The organism is Pseudomonas sp. CIP-10, from assembly GCF_020911845.1.
In the GTDB taxonomy this organism is placed as follows: Bacteria; Pseudomonadota; Gammaproteobacteria; order Pseudomonadales; family Pseudomonadaceae; genus Aquipseudomonas; species Aquipseudomonas alloputida.
The window spans coordinates 1,020,261-1,037,552 of the sequence record NZ_CP087160.1; the positions used below are offsets into that span (position 1 = coordinate 1,020,261).

General features: G+C 62.4%; 13 protein-coding genes. 10 read left to right on the forward strand and 3 right to left on the reverse strand.

Going from position 1 to position 17,292, the window contains the following annotated elements:
- Nucleotides 1-4: 4 nt before the first annotated feature.
- From hisS to LMH93_RS04635, 6 genes are all read left to right on the forward strand, one after another.
- Nucleotides 5-1,294 carry a histidine--tRNA ligase gene (hisS, locus tag LMH93_RS04610; RefSeq protein ID WP_003248516.1) on the forward strand — a complete coding sequence of 430 codons (1,290 nt, stop codon included), beginning with the start codon at nt 5-7 and terminating at the stop codon, nt 1,292-1,294.
- A gap of 39 nt (nt 1,295-1,333) precedes the next feature.
- Nucleotides 1,334-1,975: a tetratricopeptide repeat protein gene (locus LMH93_RS04615; RefSeq protein ID WP_003248514.1), complete on the forward strand. Its 642-nt coding sequence runs from the start codon at nt 1,334-1,336 to the stop codon at nt 1,973-1,975.
- A complete protein-coding gene (bamB, locus tag LMH93_RS04620) occupies nt 1,976-3,118 on the forward strand; it encodes an outer membrane protein assembly factor BamB (protein WP_230064868.1) in 1,143 nt (380 codons plus the stop codon).
- 116 nt (nt 3,119-3,234) lie between these two features.
- The gene (gene der, locus LMH93_RS04625; protein ID WP_003248512.1) at nt 3,235-4,698 is read left to right on the forward strand and encodes a ribosome biogenesis GTPase Der; all 1,464 of its coding nucleotides are present in this window, start codon (nt 3,235-3,237) and stop codon (nt 4,696-4,698) included.
- 151 nt (nt 4,699-4,849) lie between these two features.
- Complete coding sequence (locus LMH93_RS04630; RefSeq protein WP_054889328.1) at nt 4,850-5,998, forward strand: pyridoxal phosphate-dependent aminotransferase; 1,149 nt, start codon at nt 4,850-4,852, stop codon at nt 5,996-5,998.
- Nucleotides 5,986-6,777, forward strand: a complete 792-nt coding sequence (locus tag LMH93_RS04635; protein WP_003248510.1) for an amidohydrolase — start codon at nt 5,986-5,988, stop codon at nt 6,775-6,777. The genes LMH93_RS04630 and LMH93_RS04635 overlap by 13 nt, the downstream gene beginning before the upstream one ends.
- 389 nt (nt 6,778-7,166) lie before the next feature.
- Here LMH93_RS04635 and LMH93_RS04640 read toward each other — a convergent pair whose 3' ends face one another.
- Nucleotides 7,167-9,719 carry a PepSY domain-containing protein gene (locus tag LMH93_RS04640; RefSeq protein ID WP_230064869.1) on the reverse strand — a complete coding sequence of 851 codons (2,553 nt, stop codon included), beginning with the start codon at nt 9,717-9,719 and terminating at the stop codon, nt 7,167-7,169.
- Nucleotides 9,720-9,947: 228 nt separating this feature from the next.
- Nucleotides 9,948-12,239 carry a TonB-dependent receptor gene (locus tag LMH93_RS04645; RefSeq protein WP_230064870.1) on the reverse strand — a complete coding sequence of 764 codons (2,292 nt, stop codon included), beginning with the start codon at nt 12,237-12,239 and terminating at the stop codon, nt 9,948-9,950.
- Nucleotides 12,240-12,460: 221 nt separating this feature from the next.
- Between LMH93_RS04645 and LMH93_RS04650 the strand changes: the two genes are divergently transcribed.
- Together LMH93_RS04650 and LMH93_RS04655 are read left to right on the forward strand one after the other, a co-directional pair.
- Nucleotides 12,461-13,141, forward strand: coding sequence for a Fe2+-dependent dioxygenase (locus tag LMH93_RS04650; RefSeq protein WP_012051256.1), 681 nt, complete (start codon nt 12,461-12,463; stop codon nt 13,139-13,141).
- A gap of 3 nt (nt 13,142-13,144) precedes the next feature.
- Nucleotides 13,145-13,894, forward strand: coding sequence for a tetratricopeptide repeat protein (locus tag LMH93_RS04655; protein WP_047603297.1), 750 nt, complete (start codon nt 13,145-13,147; stop codon nt 13,892-13,894).
- A gap of 183 nt (nt 13,895-14,077) precedes the next feature.
- On the opposite strand, the gene LMH93_RS04660 is transcribed toward LMH93_RS04655, so the two are convergent.
- Nucleotides 14,078-15,241: a type III PLP-dependent enzyme gene (locus tag LMH93_RS04660; protein ID WP_003248498.1), complete on the reverse strand. Its 1,164-nt coding sequence runs from the start codon at nt 15,239-15,241 to the stop codon at nt 14,078-14,080.
- 494 nt (nt 15,242-15,735) lie between these two features.
- On the opposite strand from LMH93_RS04660, the gene LMH93_RS04665 reads away from it, so the two are divergent.
- Nucleotides 15,736-16,233, forward strand: coding sequence for an RNA polymerase sigma factor (locus LMH93_RS04665; RefSeq protein ID WP_012051258.1), 498 nt, complete (start codon nt 15,736-15,738; stop codon nt 16,231-16,233).
- Between the two features lie 20 nt (nt 16,234-16,253).
- Nucleotides 16,254-17,216 (forward strand): FecR family protein, encoded by a 963-nt coding sequence (locus tag LMH93_RS04670; RefSeq protein WP_230064871.1) that lies wholly within the window; start codon nt 16,254-16,256, stop codon nt 17,214-17,216.
- Nucleotides 17,217-17,292: the final 76 nt, after the last annotated feature.

Consider the following 17,292-nt stretch of genomic DNA (forward strand, 5'->3'; position numbering starts at 1 on the left):
TTTCGTGAGCAAATCGCTGCAAGCCATCCGTGGCATGAACGACATCCTGCCAGAACAGTCGCCGCTGTGGCGCTACTTCGAAGGCACCGTGGCCGGGCTGCTGGACACCTACGGGTACAGCCAGATCCGCACGCCGATCGTCGAGTTCACCGAGCTGTTCAAACGCTCGATCGGTGAAGTGACCGACATCGTCGAAAAAGAGATGTACACCTTCGAGGACCGCAACGGTGATTCGCTGACCCTGCGCCCTGAAGGCACCGCGGCCTGCGTGCGAGCGGTGCTCGAGCACGGCATCACCGGCAACGGTCAGGTGCAGAAGCTGTGGTACATCGGCCAGATGTTCCGCCACGAGCGCCCACAGAAGGGCCGCTACCGTCAGTTCCACCAGATTGGCGTGGAAGTGTTCAACCTGGACGGCCCGGACATCGATGCCGAGCTGATCATGCTGACCTGGCGCCTGTGGGGCCTGCTGGGCATCCAGGACGCGGTCAAGCTGGAGCTCAACAGCCTGGGCACCAGTGAAGCCCGCGCACGCTACCGTGACGCGCTGGTCGAGTTCCTCTCGGCGCGCCTGGAGCAACTGGACGAAGACAGCCAGCGCCGCCTGAAGAGCAACCCGCTGCGCATCCTCGACAGCAAAGACCAGAACACCCAGGCGGTGTTGGTCGGGGCGCCGAAGCTGGAAGACTACCTGGACGAAGAGTCGCGCGTGCACTTCGAAGGCCTCAAGGCCCGCCTGGACGCCGCCGGTATTCCATTCGTGATCAACACCAAGCTGGTACGTGGCCTGGACTATTACAGCAAGACCGTGTTCGAGTGGGTAACCGACAAGCTCGGCGCCCAGGGCACGGTGTGCGCGGGTGGCCGTTACGACGGCCTGGTCGAACAGATGGGTGGCAAGCCGACCACTGGCGTTGGTTTCGCCATGGGCATCGAGCGCCTGATCCTGCTGTTGGAAACCTTGGGCAAGGTGCCGGAGTCCATCAGCCGCCAGATCGACGTTTACCTGTGCGCCTTTGGCGAGCAGGCGGAGCTGGCAGGCCTGCGCCTGTCCGAAGGCTTGCGCGACCGTTTGCCGGGCCTGCGCCTGGCTGTCAACGCCGGGGGTGGCAGCTTCAAGAGCCAGTTCAAGAAGGCCGACAAGAGCGGTGCACTGTTCGCCCTGATCCTCGGCGACGACGAGCTGGCCAAGCAAGAGATCGGCTTGAAGCCCCTGCGTGGCCAGGGCGAACAACAGAACATTGCCTGGGATGCTCTTGCAGAGCACCTGGAAACCGCGATCGCGCAGGCGTAACGCGGTTCAACAAGCGAATAGGCGAAAAGGAGTATTGGGGTGTCGAGTACCGATGATGATGACCTGGCAGGGGTCAAGGACTGGTGGAACCGCAACGGCAAGCCGCTGCTGACCGGTGCATTGCTGGCTGGCGTGGTGGTGTTGGGCTGGAATACCTGGCACAAGTACCAGACCAACCAGTCGCAAGGTGCCTCGCAGTTGTATCAGGCGCTGATTGAAACCAGCCTGACACCGACCGGCCAGCCGGACGCCACCAAGGTCGCGGAACTGGCCGGCAAGCTCAAGAGCGAGTTTGGCGGCACCGCTTACGCCCAGTACGGCAGCCTGTTCGTGGCCAAGGTCGCTGTCGACAGCGGCAAGCTCGATGACGCCGCAGCCGAGCTGAAAAGCGTGCTGGATAAACCGGCCGACGTTACCTTGGGCGAGATTTCGCGTCAGCGTCTGGCGCGCGTACTGGCAGCCCAGAACAAGGCCGAGGATGCCCTCAAGCTGCTCGACGGCGACGCCGACAAAGCCTTCCTGGCCAGCCGTGAAGAGTTGAAGGGTGACCTGCTGGTGCAGCTGGGTCGCGCCGACGACGCACACAGCGCTTACGAAAAAGCCAAGGCTGCGCTGTCCGATGACGCGGCGGTCGGTGGCCTGCAATTGAAGCTGGATGACCTGGCTAAAGGGGACGCGTAAGTGATCGGTTGGAAACATGCAGCAGTGCTGACCCTGGCCGTACTGGCCGCAGGTTGCAGCAGCAACAGCAAAAAGGAACTGCCCCCGGCCGAGCTGACCAAGTTCACCGAGGAAGTGGTGCTGAAGAAGCAGTGGAGCCGTTCGATCGGTGACGGCCAGGGTGAAACCTACAACACCCTGGTACCGGCCATCGAGAACGACCGTATCTACGCTTCCGACGTCAACGGCGAAGTCTTCGCCCTCGACCGCATCACGGGTGACGTGGTGTGGAAGAAGGACCTGGAGCTGCAGGTTTCCGGTGCAGTTGGCGTAGGCTATGGCCTGGTCATGCTCGGTACCCTCAAGGGTGAAGTCATTGCTCTGGACTCCAGCACCGGTGAGGAGCGTTGGCGCTCGCGCGTGACCAGCGAAGTGCTGGCCCCACCAGCCAACAACGGTGACGTGGTGGTGGTGCAGACCCAGGACGACCGCCTGATCGGCCTGGATGCCGCCACTGGCGACCGCCGTTGGATCTACGAAAACTCCCCGGCCGTGCTGACGCTGCGTGGCACCGGTGCGCCGATCGCCACCAACCGCCTGGCGGTTGCCGGCCTGTCCACCGGCAAAGTGGTCGCGGTTGACATCAACAACGGTGTGCCGGTGTGGGAAAGCCGCGTGGCCATCCCGAAGGGCCGTTCCGAGCTGGACCGTGTGGTTGATATCGACGGCGGCTTGCTGCTGTCTGGTGGTACCCTGTACGTCAGCACCTACCAGGGCCGTGTAGCGGGCCTGGAGCTGGAAAGCGGCCGCGAGCTGTGGCAGCGCGATGCTTCCAGCTATGTGGGTGTCGCCCAGGGCTTCGGTAACGTCTACGTCAGTGAAGCCTCGGGTACCGTGGAAAGTGTGGATGAGCGCTCTTCCAGTGCCCTGTGGAGCAACGACAGCATGGCTCGCCGCCAGTTGACCGCCCCTGAAGTGTTCAGCAGCTACGTGGCTGTGGGTGACTTTGAAGGTTACCTGCACCTGCTGAGCCAGGTGGATGGCCGCTTCGTCGGCCGTGAGCGTATCGACAGCGATGGCCTGCGCGCCCGCCCACTTGTGGTCGGTGACACCATCTATGTCTTCGGCAACAGCGGCAAGCTCGAGGCACTGACCATCCGCTGAAGCTATGCTTGAAGCCTTGGCGGGCTTCAAGCCGCGGCGTAGGACACGCCGCCCAAACTCCGGCCGCTGCCTTGCAGCGGCCTTTGCATTTTCAAGAATTCGAGAGTGGAGAGCCGATGGTTCCCGTAATTGCCCTGGTGGGCCGCCCGAACGTCGGCAAATCCACCATGTTCAACCGCCTGACCAAGACCCGCGATGCCATCGTCGGTGACCTGTCGGGCCTGACCCGTGACCGCCAGTATGGTGATGCCAGCTGGCAGGGTCGTTCCTTCATCCTGATTGACACCGGTGGTATCACCGGTGACGAAGTGGGCATGGACGAAAAAATGGCCGAGCAGTCGCTCATGGCCATCGAAGAAGCCGACTACGTGCTGTTCCTGGTTGATGCCCGAGCGGGCATGACCGCAGCAGACCAGATGATCGCCGAGCACCTGCGCAAGCGGAACAAGGCCGCGATCCTGGTTGCCAACAAGATCGACAACATCGACCCCGACGTTGCCCGCGCCGAATTCTCGCCAATGGGCATGGGCAACGCCATTCCGGTGGCAGGCTCCCAGGGCCGGGGTATCAGCGCCTTGATGGAGGCCGTGCTCGGTCACCTGCCGCGTGATGCCGAAGACGAAGCTCTCGAACAGGACGTTGCTGAAGGTGAGGAAGCCGTGCGCATTCCTGGCCCAAGCGAGAAGGATGGCATCAAGATCGCCATCATCGGCCGCCCGAACGTTGGCAAGTCGACGCTGGTCAACCGCATGCTCGGCGAAGAGCGTGTGGTGGTCTACGACGAGCCGGGTACTACCCGTGACAGTATCTACATCCCGTTCGAGCGTGATGGTGACAAGTACACCTTCATCGACACCGCCGGTGTGCGCAAGCGTGGCAAGATCCACGAGGAAGTCGAGAAGTTCTCGGTGGTGAAGACGCTGCAGGCGATCAAGGACGCCAACGTCGTCATCTTCGTCATGGATGCCCGCGAAGGTGTGGTCGACCATGACCTGAACCTGCTGGGCTTTGCCCTTGAAGCCGGTCGCGCCATCGTCATTGCCCTGAACAAGTGGGATGGCATGGAGCCGGGTGAGCGCGCCTACGTGAAGACCGAGCTGGAGCGTCGGCTGTTCTTCGTCGATTTTGCTGACATCCACTTCATTTCTGCGCTGCATGGCACGGGCGTGGGCAACTTGTACAAGTCGGTGCAGGCTGCGTTCCAGTCCGCGGTCACCCGCTGGCCGACCAGCCGCCTGACGCAGATCCTCGAAGATGCCGTGAGCGAGCACCAGCCGCCGATGGTCAATGGTCGCCGCATCAAGCTGCGCTATGCCCACCTCGGCGGTGCCAACCCGCCGCTCATCGTGATCCACGGCAACCAGACCGACAGCATTCCCAAGTCGTACTCGCGTTACCTGGAAAACACCTATCGCCGGGTGCTCAAACTGGTCGGTACGCCGATTCGTATTGAGTACAAGGGCGGCGAGAACCCGTACGAGGGTAAGAAGAACACCCTTACCGATCGCCAGGTCAACAAGAAACGCCGCCTGATGTCGCACCACAAGAAGGCCGAGAAGAAGCGTCGCGACAAACGCTAAGTAGCGCCATGTGGGGGCGGGCAAGGCTGCCCCCACAGATGCCCTTTGATCCAGAGCAATCCCCCTATTGTTTCAACCTTTTTCCTGACCGCTCGATCCGCTATGCTCGGACTCCACCCCGTGCCGGATATACCCCAGGAAAGAGGGCTCCATGATCCGCAGCAAACTGCCGAATGTCGGCACGACCATCTTCACCACCATGTCCCAGCTCGCCGTGCAGACTGGCGCGCTCAACCTGTCCCAGGGCTTTCCTGACTTCAATGGCCCGCAGGCCCTGCTCGATGCAGTGGGCCGGCACGTGGCTGCCGGGCATAACCAGTATTCGCCGATGACCGGCCTGCCGGCCTTGCGCCAGCAGGTGGCGGCCAAGGTCGAGCGGCTGTATGGGGCCAGGGTGGATGCCGATCAGGAAGTGACTATCACCCCCGGCGCCACCGAGGCTATTTTCTGTGCCATCCAGGCGGTGGTGCATGCCGGTGACGAAGTGATCGTCTTTGACCCCTGCTACGACAGTTACGAGCCGTCCGTGGAGCTGGCCGGTGGTCGCTGTGTACATGTGCAGTTGAGCGACGGCGATTTCCGTATCGACTGGCAGAAATTCAGCGATGCTTTGAGCCCGCGCACGCGCATGGTCATCCTCAACTCGCCACACAACCCCAGCGGCGCGTTGATCACCCGCGAAGACCTCGACCAGTTGGCCGCACTTATTGCCGGCCGCGATATCTACCTGGTCAGCGATGAAGTGTACGAGCACCTGGTCTACGACGGCGTACGCCACGCCAGTGTGCTGGCCCATGAGCAGTTGTACTCACGTGCCTTCGTGGTCAGTTCCTTCGGCAAGACGTACCACGTTACCGGCTGGAAGACCGGTTACGTGATCGCACCGCCAGCCTTGAGCGCCGAGCTGCGCAAAGTGCACCAGTACGTCAACTTCTGTGGCGTGACGCCGCTGCAGTGTGCTTTGGCCGACTTCATGGCCGGGCACCCCGAGCATATTGATGAGTTGCCGGCCTTCTACCAGGCCAAGCGCGACCTGTTCTGCGGTTTGCTGGACGGTTCGCGTTTCAACTTTACCCGCACGACGGGCACTTATTTCCAGCTGGTGGACTATTCGCAAATCCGTCCGGACCTGAACGATGTCGACATGTCGCTGTGGCTGACGCGTGAGCACGGCGTGGCGACCATCCCGGTATCGGTGTTCTACCAGCAACCCATCCCCGAGCAACGCCTGGTGCGCCTGTGCTTTGCCAAACGAGAGGAGACGCTGCGTCAGGCAGCGGAAAGACTATGCGCGATCTGAGTACACTGCCGAACCTGAAAGTCGCCCTGGTGCAAACCACCTTGGCCTGGCACGACCGCGAGGCCAACTATGCGCACTTCGAGGTGCTGCTGGAGCAGGTGGGTGAGGTTGACCTGGTGATCCTGCCGGAAATGTTTACCACCGGTTTTTCGATGCAATCGGAAAGCCTGTGCGAGCCGGAGAACGGTCCGACCTACAAATGGCTGAAGGCACAGGCCAAGAAGCACAACGCGGTGATTACCGGCAGTGTGATCATCCAGGCCGCCGATGGCAGCCACCGCAACCGCCTGTTGTGGGCGCGGCCGGACGGCGAGATTCTGCACTACGACAAGCGCCACCTGTTCCGCATGGCCGGTGAGCACAAACATTACACCCCAGGCGAGCGGCAGGTGCAGTTCGAGGTCAAGGGCTGGCGGATTCGCCCGCTGATCTGCTACGACCTGCGCTTCCCTGTGTGGAGCCGTGACGCCCAGGACACCGACCTGCTGCTGTACACCGCCAACTGGCCGGCCGCGCGTCGCCAGCACTGGAACCGCCTGCTACCGGCGCGGGGCATCGAAAACCTGTGCTATGTGGCGGCGGTGAATCGAGTGGGCACGGACGGTAAAGGCTTTGCTTATTCTGGTGACAGCCAGGTGCTGGATTTCCAGGGTGAGAGCCTGCTCAGTGCCGGGGAGGCGGACGGGGTGTTCACTGCAGTATTGAGCGCGGCGGAACTGGCGGCGTACCGGGCCAAGTTCCCGGCCAACCTGGATGCCGATACCTTCGAGCTGCACTGACAGCAGGGCCGGCTTCTTCGCGGGCTTGCCCGCGAAAGGGCCGGCCTGCTGGCCAATTTCCACCTGTCGTTCACCATTGCCGCCGCCACCGTATTCGCGGGAAAACCGCGCCTACACACGTATCGGCGGGTCACAGGCCGTTGTGTAGGAGCGGGTTCACCCGCGAAAGGGCCGGCCCTGCTGGCCAATTTCCATCCGACGTTCACCGTTGCCGCCGCCACCGTATTCGCGGGTAAACCCGCGCCTACACACGTATCGGTGGTTGGGGAAAGGCCGTCGTAGGAGCGGGTTTACCCGCGAAGAGGCCGGCCCTGCTGGCCAATTTCCACCGGCCGTTCACCGTTGCCGCCGCCACCGTATTCGCCGGTAAACCCGCTCCTACACACCGATCAATACACATCCCGCCGATACCGCCCATCCTCGATCAACTGCTGTACAGCAGCTTCACCCAGCATGCCTTTGAGCGCCGCATCCACCCCCGCCGCCATGCCTTGCAGGCTGCCGCAGACATACACGCAAGCCCCGTCGGCCACCCAGCGCTTGAAGTCCTCGGCCTGCTCCAGCATCACGTCCTGCACATACACCTTCTCAGCCTGATCGCGCGAGAACGCCAGGTCCAGCCGTGCCAGGTCACCGTTGTCCAGCCAAGCGTGCAGCTCATCGCCACACAGCAAGTCATGCGCCCGATTACGCTCGCCGAACAACAGCCAGTTGCGCTGCTCACCGGCATTGACCCGCGCGCGCAACAGGCTGCGAAGGCCCGCCAGGCCAGTGCCGTTGCCGATCAGGATCATCGGCGCAGCAGCCTCAGGCAGATGGAAGCCACTGTTACGCCGCAGGCGCAGGCTCAGGGTGCCATTCATTGGCAGGTATTCGGTCAGCCAGCCAGAGCCCAAGCCAAGGCTGCCGTCGGGGTGGCGTTCCTGGCGCACGATCAGCTCCAGCACACCATCGCTGGCGATCGAGGCAATGGAGTACTCGCGGCAACCGATTGGCACCAGTGCATCGACCAGCGCTTGTGGCTGCAAGCCGATCAGGTGGTCGCGGCGCGTCGGCAGTTGGCGGCCAGCGAGTGCCTGGGCAAGGGATTCGGTCAAGCCATTCACCTGCACCTGGCTGCTGGCATCCAGTGCCATGCCCTTGAGGAACGCGTCGATCCGTGGCTGCCCATTCAGCGGCAGTACCTCCACCAGGTCGCCGGCTTCCCAGCTTGCAGGTTCTGCAGCCTGCAGGCCAAGCAGGTACACCGGTTGGCCTTGGCTGCCGGGGTTGAGCAGTTTGCGGCGCACCAGCGACCAGTTGGCAAAGGTTGGCGGCTGCCAGGCGGCCACCGGCTGGACGCCCGTCAGTTGCGCCAGTTCCTGCTGCCATTGCTGCAGGGCGGCCTGGTCGGCGTTGTCCACTTCCACCGGGCTGAATGCACTGCTGGCACCGCGCTCCCCCAGCCACGCCTGGAGACGACGAGCGAAACCGCAGAAGTGCGGGTACTGACGATCACCGAGGGCGAGCAGGGCATAGTTGAGGTTGTTCAGTGCCCAAGGCTGGCCGAGCACCTTGCGCTCGAAGACGCGAGCGCTGTCGGGCGCTTCGCCGTCGCCGAATGTACTCACCACGAAGAGCGCGCGATGGGCCTGGCGCAGGTCGTTTTCACCCAGCTCGGCAAGGGCGCGCACTTGAACGGGCTGGCCAGCTGCCTGCAGCTGCTCGGCACTCTGCCAGGCCAACTGTTCGGCAAAGCCACTCTGGCTGGCGAAGCCGATCAGCCAGCCGTCGCCAGTGCCGCTGTTGGCGACGTTGCCACGGGCTGCGCGCACCTGACGTTTCTTGCGGCGGCGGTCGAGGTACAGCAGCCAGCCGGTGACGAAGAACAACGGCATGGTGAGGCTGGCGATGGTGACGATGATGCGCCCCGGCAAGCCGAAGTATTCGCCGACGTGCAAGGCGTAAACACTCTGCAGCAACTGCGCCTTGAATGACTTGTCGGTGTAGCGATCGTGCTTCTTAACTTGGCCGGTGGCCGGGTCAAGGACCAGGGTATTGAAGGCACGTGGGTGCGCGGCGTTGTCGAGCAGGTAGAACAGGTTGGCCGGCTGACCGCCAGCAGGTGGCAGGCGCAGGTTGTAGGTGGACAGGCCTGGGCCTGCGGCCTCCTGGAGGTTGGCCCAGATGGCGTCGTAGTCCACCACCAGCGGTGGCGCATTCTTGTCGACTGTTTGCGGCCCGTGCCGGCCACGGCCTTCACCTCGTTTTTGCTGCTGGCCCGCGGCTGGCGTGTCGGCCAGCAGCTTGTTCAGGCCTTCACGGTACCACTCATAGGACCAGAACAGCCCGGTCAGGGCGAACAGAAGATAGAACAGCAGGCACCAGGTGCCGGCAACGGCGTGCAGGTCCCAGTTGAAGGCGCGGCCTTTCTTGGCCCAGTCGAAGGTCAACCAGGTGCGCCAGTCCAGCGCTTTACGCGGCCAGCGCAGGTAAAGGCCGGACAGGCAGAAGAACACCAGCATCAGGGTGCAGGCCCCGGTAATTTGCCGGCCAGTATCGCCCATGGCGAGGAAGCGGTGCAGCTTGAGCATGAGGTTGAAGAAGCCTTGCCCGGCCGCTTCGCCCTTGAGTTCGCCGGTGTACGGGTCGGCATAGCGCAGCTCGCCACGGCGTTCGCCCGGTGCGGGCATGAAGAAGATCCGTGCAGCGTTGCCTTCGCGCACGTCGACCCACAGCATCGAGACTTTGTCGTGTTGCTGGGCTTCGACCCGCTTAACCAGCTCGGCTGGCGGTAGCACGCCTTCGGTGCGTACTTCTACCTTGAGTACATCGGCATTGAATGCGCGCAGCAGTTCTTCCTGGAACGAGTACAGCGCCCCGGTAATGCCCATCAAGGCCAGCACCAGGCCAGCGGTGATGCCAAAGAACCAGTGCAATTGGAACAGCGTCTTCTTCACCACGTCTTTCACCTTGAGTTGCCGCCGCGACCCGCGCGGCGTGCATTATGCCTTGATACGCAAAAGCCCCGCTCACAGGAATGAACGGGGCCAGGTGGGCTGCTTTTCGTGTTGTCTGTGCGGGCCTCTTCGCGGCTAAGGCCGCTCCTGCACCGGCAACGCAGGAGCGGCTTTGGCCGCGAAAGGGCCCGCACAGGCGCAGCCCTTCAACAGATCAACCCAACCCAGACATCAGAAGTGCACGCTGGTGGTCAGCAGTGCCGTCCGCCCGGCCGCCTGGTTGGCGAAGTGGGTGGAGAAGGCCTTGTCGTAGTACACCTCGTTGGTCAGGTTCTGCACGTTCAGTTGCAGGTCGACGTTCTTGGTCAGCTTGTACGCGGCCATGGCGTCGTAGCGTACGTAGCTGTCGACCATGGTGGTGTTGGCCACGCTGCCGTACACGTCATCCACGTAGAACGCACCACCGCCAACGGTCAGCTTTGGCGTGATCGAGTAGGTGGTCCACAGGCTGGCGCTGTTGTTTGGCGTGTTCGGCAGCTGGTTGCCGTCGTTGGCCTTGCCCACCGGGCCGCCGTCGATCTGGCGAGCCTCCATGTAGGTGTAGCCGGCGAACACCTGCCACTTGTCGGTCAGCTTGCCGCTGGCCGACAGTTCGATACCTTGAACCCGGGTCTCGCCAATGTTCTCGTAGGTATTGGTGTTGACCTGGACCCGGGCGTTTTCCTTCTCGGTGCGGAACAGCGCGGCAGCCAGCGACAGACGCTGGTCAAGCAGGTCCCACTTGGTACCGATCTCGTAGTTGGTGGTTTCTTCCGGCTCCATGTCGCTGCCCAGCAGGTTGCCGTTACGGTCTGGCGTGCCGCCCAGCGGGTTGCCTTCGGTACCTTCGCCAAGCATGGCGCCAGGCGGCGTGGCGGAGGTGGCATAGGACACATAGATGCTGCCGTTTTCGGCCGGCTTCCACACCAGACCCAGCTGGCCGGTGACGAACTCGCTGACATCTTTGCCTTTGGCGGTGGTGGTGCCAGCGGCGTTGTAGGTCTTGTAGTCGGTGTCAAAGTGGTCGTAGCGCAGGCCCATGTTGACCAGCCACTCCGGGGTAAGCTCCAGGGTGTCGAACACGTAGATTGCACGGGTCTTGCTGTTGGTGGTGGTGCCGGCATAGTTGCGCGAGATGGCGCCGTTCCACGGATCATCCGGGTTCGGGTTGCTCAGCGAAGTGCAGTTATAGCCACTGGTGGCGCCGATCATGCCTGGGGTGCAGTTGCTGTTGGCAGACCCGCCTGGCACGGTGTCGGTGTCGACGGTGTAGCTTGAGCGCTCGCTCTCTTCACGGCTCAGTTCGATACCGGTCGAGAAGCTGTTTTTCATGCCGCCAACGTAGAACTCGCCGAACAGATCGGTCTGGTTGGTGGTAGTGGCGGTGTTGCCGACACGGGTGTTGGCGCGGCGCCAGACACTGCCGTTGTTGACGTTGCCCTTGCTGTCGTCGGGCTGGGTCAGGATGTAGTCCTGCATGCTGTTGCCGTGACGCAGGGTGTTCTTGATGGTCAGCGAGTCGGTCAGGTCGTGCTCGACGGCGAAGGTTGCGATATCCACTCGGGTCTTGCGGAAGTCGCGGCCGGTCAGGCCATAGAAGTTGTCACTGTCGCCGCCATCATTCGGCTTGCTCGGGTGTGCCGAGGTGCGGGCAGCGCTGCCAGTAACGGGGATGCTGTAAGGGATACCCGAATCCGGCAGGTCGTCGCTTTCCAGGTGGTAGTAGTCAAGGTTGACGCGGGTCGGCGTGCCCAGGCCAAAGGCCAGCGACGGGGCGATACCCCAGCGGTCGTAGTTGACCTTGTCGCGGCCGGCGACGTTGCTTTCGTGGGTCATCAGGTTCAGGCGACCGGCAACGGTATCGCTGAACTGGTAGTTGCCATCGAAGGTGTAGCGCTGGGTCTGGTCGCTGCCCCAGGTCCAGGCGCCGTCCAGCGAGTTGCCCAGATGCGCGCGCTTGCTTACCAGGTTGATGGTACCGCCGGCCGCGCCGCGGCCACCGATGGCCGAGTTCGGCCCCTTGGCCACTTCAACGGATTCGATGGCGAAGATTTCGCGGGTTTGGGCGCCAGTGTCACGTACGCCGTCCAGGTAAGTATCGCCCTGGGCGTCGAAGCCGCGGATGAACGGGCGGTCACCTTGTGGGTTGCCGCCTTCGCCAGCGCCGAAAGTAATGCCTGGCACGGTGCGCAGGGCATCCTGCAGGGTCAGGGCGTTGGTGTCCTTGATCACTTGCTGCGGGATCACGGTTATCGAGCGCGGGGTGTCTACCAGCGGCGCGGTGTACTTCTGCGAGGCGGCCTTGTCCACCTTGTAATCGGTGCTGGCTTGTTCAGCCTTGCCGTTGACGCTGGTGGCATCGAGGGTGATGGCGCTGCTGGCGGCCGGATCGGCGGCATAGACCGACGAGGCACTCAGGGCGACACCGATGGCAGACACGATCAGGCGTGGCGAACTCACAGCAGATGGTACGTACTGGCGCATTGCAAAGAACCTTCCCCAAGGTATTGAGGCGGTGGATCTTAATGTAAGCAATTTTGACTAACAATTGAGACTCGTTACCATTCGTGAAGAATTTACAATCTTTACAATTTGTCTTTACGGTTTCATGCCGCTGAAACGTCTTAAGTGGCGAATGGGGCTTGTGTAGCGCAAAAGGGAATCAATATCATTGCGCCTTTACATTTCCTAACGGTGCCGTTGCCATGCTGCTTCACATCCCAGGCCTGTTCGACGCTGATGAACTGGCCCGTATCTGCGAGGCGCTGGAGCGGGCCGACTGGGCCGATGGCAAGGTTACGGCGGGTTATCAGTCGGCCAAGGCCAAGCACAACCTGCAGTTGCCGGAAGGTCATGCGCTGGCCAAGGAAATCGGCAGTGCGCTGATCGACCGCCTGTGGAAAACCCCACGCTTCATGTCGGCAGCCTTGCCGCACAAGGTGTTCCCGCCGCTGATCAACTGCTACCGCGAAGGCGGCAACTTCGGTTTCCACATCGACAACGCCCTGCGCCAGCCCAAGGGCAGCCCGGAGCGGGTGCGTACCGACCTGTCTTCCACGCTGTTCCTCAGTGACCCGGAAAGCTACGACGGCGGTGAGCTGGTGATCCAGGACACCTATGGCGTGCAGCAGGTCAAGCTGGCCGCCGGTGACATGGTGCTGTACCCCGGCACAAGCCTGCACAAGGTCAACCCAGTGACCCGTGGCCAACGCTATGCCGCGTTCTTCTGGACCCAGAGCCTGGTGCGCGATGACAGCCAGCGGACGCTGCTGTTCGAGATGGACAACGCCATCCAGCAACTGACCGCCGATGTGCCGGACCATCCTTCGCTGTTGCAGCTGACGGGCACCTACCATAACTTGCTGCGCCGCTGGGCTGAGGTCTGAGCCGTGTCCTACCTGCTGCGACGTGAGGAAGTAGTGGATGTGGCCGGCTTGCAGGCCATGCTCGAGGAAACCCCTGGCAAGGCCGCCCAGGCGATTCTGGCGGCAGCGGGGCAGGGCGCGGTCGAGGCGCAGTTGCTGCTGGGGCAGATCCTGCTGGATGGGCGTGGCATCCAGCAGGATGCCACGGTTGCCCGGCGTTGGTTCGGTATCGCTGCACAGGGTGGCAGTGCCATGGCGCACAACATGCTCGGGCGTTGCCTGGAGCATGGCTGGGGCGGCGAGGTGAGTTTGGTGCAGGCGGCCGTTCACTACGCCCGTGCGGCCGATTCGGGTTTGGACTGGGGCCTGTATAACCTGGGCAACCTTCTGGCGACCGGGCGTGGGGTGCCGGCCAATCAGGCGCAGGCACTGATGTGCTACGAGAAGGCTGCGCAGCTGGGGCATGCCAAATCGATGAACCTGTATGGGCGTTACCTGGAGCAGGGCATTGCCACGGCACCCAGCCCGGCGCGGGCGGTGCGCTGGTATCGGCGTTCGGCCGAGGCGGGGGATTTTCGTGGGATGTTCAGCCTGGCGCTGGTGCTGGTCGAGCGTGGGCAGTTGGCCGAGGCAGGGCAGTGGCTGGAGCAGGCCCGGGTTGCGGGGAACATGAATTTCCTGCGTGCTGCGTTGGTAACCCTGCAGGGTGCGGGGCCGGTGTTGATGGCCTTTGCGGCGCGGTATGCCGAGGAGATCGATCGGCGTGGTGAGTGAGGTTGACTGTGCCGGCCAATTTCCACTGGCCGTTCACTGTTGCCGCCGCCACCGTATTCGCGGGTAAACCCGCTCCTACACACGCATCGGTGGTTGGGCGCAGGCCGTTGTACGGTTTACCCACCAAGAGGCCAGCATCGACAGCACGCACATGAAAACGGGGCCTTTCGGCCCCGTTGTGCATTACAGGTAGTAAGCCTTCAGCGGCGGGAAGCCGTTGAATTCCACTGCGCTGTAGCTGGTGGTGTAGGCGCCGGTCGACAGCCAGTACAGGCGGTCACCGATGGCCAGGTTCAGCGGCAGCCCGTACTTGTAGTTCTCGTACATGATGTCGGCGCTGTCGCAGGTCGGGCCGGCGATGACCACTTCTTCGGCTTCGCCTTTCTTCTCGGTCCAGATCGGGAACTTGATGGCTTCGTCCATGGTTTCGATCAGGCCGGAGAACTTGCCCACGTCGGTGTAGATCCAGCGCTCGACGGCGGTACGCGACTTACGTGCGACCAGCACCACTTCGCTGACCAGGATGCCGGCGTTGGCGATCAGCGAACGGCCGGGCTCGAGGATGATTTCCGGCAGTTCGTCACCGAAGTCTTCCTTGAGGAAACGGATGATTTCTTCGGCGTAGGTTTCCAGGCTGTTGGTACGGGTGATGTAGTTGGCCGGGAAGCCACCACCCATGTTGATCAGCTTCAGTTCGATGCCGTCTTCTTCTTTCAGGCGTTCGAAGATTACCTTGACCTTGGCGATGGCGGCGTCCCATACGCTGATGTCGCGTTGCTGCGAGCCCACGTGGAAGGAGATGCCATAAGGCACCAGGCCCAGGTCGCGGGCGAGGATCAGCAGGTCCATGGCCATGTCGGTCTGGCAGCCGAACTTGCGGGACAGTGGCCAGTCGGCAGTGGTGGAGCCTTCAGTCAGAATACGCACGTACACTTTCGAGCCCGGTGCGGCCTTGGCGATGTTGCGCAGGTCGGCTTCCGAGTCGGTGGCGTACAGGCGCACGCCCTTCTCGTAGAAGTAGCGGATGTCCTTGGACTTCTTGATGGTGTTCCCGTAGCTGATACGGTCGGCGCTGACACCGCGGCCCATCACTTTGTCCAGCTCGTAGATCGAGGCGATGTCGAAGCTCGAACCTTTCTCTTTGAGCAGGTCGATGATTTCAACGGCCGGGTTGGCCTTGACCGCGTAGTAAACCTTAGCAAATTCGAAACCGGCGCGCAGGTCGTCGTACGCCTGGCTGATCATCTGGGTGTCGATGAGTACGAACGGGGTTTCCTGCTTGTCAGCGAACGCCTTCATTTTCTGGAAGGTTTCACGCGCGAAATAGTCTTCGACCTGGATCGACATGCTCAGGGACTCCATGGGCAAACTGAAAGATTAAGTGGCTGCAAACTGAACGTCCTCCGTATCCCCACTTTGGTTCGCCTACTCAGTACTTGAGCCGGATGGATCGTTTCCAGCATGGACGTTCGGCGCGCACTTTAGGGCGTGAAGAATGCAGAATCAACAGGCAATCCGGGCGTGATCGACGTGGATCGACGACCAGCCATTTGAATAACCGACTCGTGTGACCGGCTGATGTTCCCTGCGATCTTTCAAGCGTAAAAAATTGTGGAATGGAGCGTGTTGGGCCCTTCGCGGGCAAGCCCGCTCCTACAGGGGATACGCGTTCCATGTGGGGGCGGGCTTGCCCGCGAAAGGGCCGGAGGTGTTCATATTTATGGCCACATTTTCCTGGTACCCCCGTACAGGAAATCGCCCATAAATTTTTTGTTACCGACTGGCGGATTTGCTGCTTTTGATGCGAAACATTACTATTCGCACCCTTATCTGCCTCCCTGATGACCCCGACCGTGTCCGGACACAAAGGCTTCCTCGACCATTACCATGAGCTGATCGGCACCTGGACGCGCAAGCTGCGCAGTCGTCAGCAGGCCGAGGACCTCACCCACGATGCCTTTGTCCGGGTACTGGAAACCCCGCGCGAGCAGGTTGAGCAGCCACGCGCCTACCTGCATCAGGCTGCGCGCAACATCGCAGTGGATGGCTTCCGTCGCGAAGACCGCCGCCAGGCCCTGGAGCGGGAAGCCTTCGAAGAAGGCGCAACCGGCAGTGGCGACCCGGAAGCCTACGTGCATGCCCTGGAGCTGGCCGACAGCGTCGAGCGGGCCCTGGCCGAGCTGCCACTCAACTGCCGGCAGGTGTTCATCTGGCAGAAGCTCGAAGGCCTGACCCAGGCCGAGATTGCCGAGCGCATGGGGTTGAGCAAGAACATGGTCGAAAAGTATATGATCCGCACGCTTCGGCACCTGCGTGAGCACCTGGATGTGTCGGCATGAAGAGTCAGGAGGCCTTTTCGATGAAACAGCACGGTACCGATGCCGTCCGCGAGCAGGCGGCCGCATGGTTCGCCCGCGTGCAGGATGCGCCTCGGGATGCCGGGCTGCACACGCAGTTGCATGCCTGGTTGGCGAGCGACGAGCACCACCGGGAAGAATATGAGCATCTCTGCCGCGTGTGGCACGCCGCCGGCTTCATTCCACGTCAGCACCTGGAGGCGCTGTGCCAGCCAGACCCGGTGCAGCAGCTGCCACGACGGCGTTTCATGCGCCAGGCGTTGGCCGCCAGTGTCGCGGTAGTGGCGCTGGGCCTGGGCTGGGGCGGCTGGCACCACCTGCAACTGAACCATCAAGGCAGCCTGCAGACGGCCTTCAATGAGCGCCGTCAGGTCGAACTGCCGGATGGCTCGCATCTGGAGCTCAATGGCAACACGCAGGTGCAGGTCGAGTTCAGCGCCGGCCGGCGGCACGTGCGCCTGAACGCCGGTGAAGTGATGTTCAGCGTCGCCCGTGACAGTAACCGGCCGTTTGTGGTCGACACTGCCCAGGGCAGTGTGATCGTCACAGGTACCCGCTTTGACGTCCGCCTGGACCCAGCCAGCACCCGTGTGGCGGTGGAACAGGGGTCGGTGCGGGTGCAGGGCAAGGGCGACTCGCCGGCGCTACTGACGGCCGGGCAGGGGTCGCATATAGATGCACAGGGCCTGGTCGCCGCACCCTATGCGGTCAACACCGGCGCCATGACCGCATGGCGACAGGACAAGCTGGTGTTCGACAACGCAACCCTCGCCGAAGTAGTGGCCGAAACCTCGCGCTACCGTCGCCAGCCATTGCGGGTCGCCCCTGGGAAAGTCGCCCGGCTGCGCCTGTCCGGTACCTTCAGTACCAACGATACAGACGCTCTGCTGCGGGCCTTGCCGAGCATCCTCCCGGTGGCCATCAAAGCCCATGGAGACGGCTCCAGCGAAATAATCGCCAACTAGATTCAGGTTTTTTTTCACTCGTTCGTCTTCCTCGCCAGCTGCAACTGCCAAGCATTTCCATTTGCACGCGGTTGGC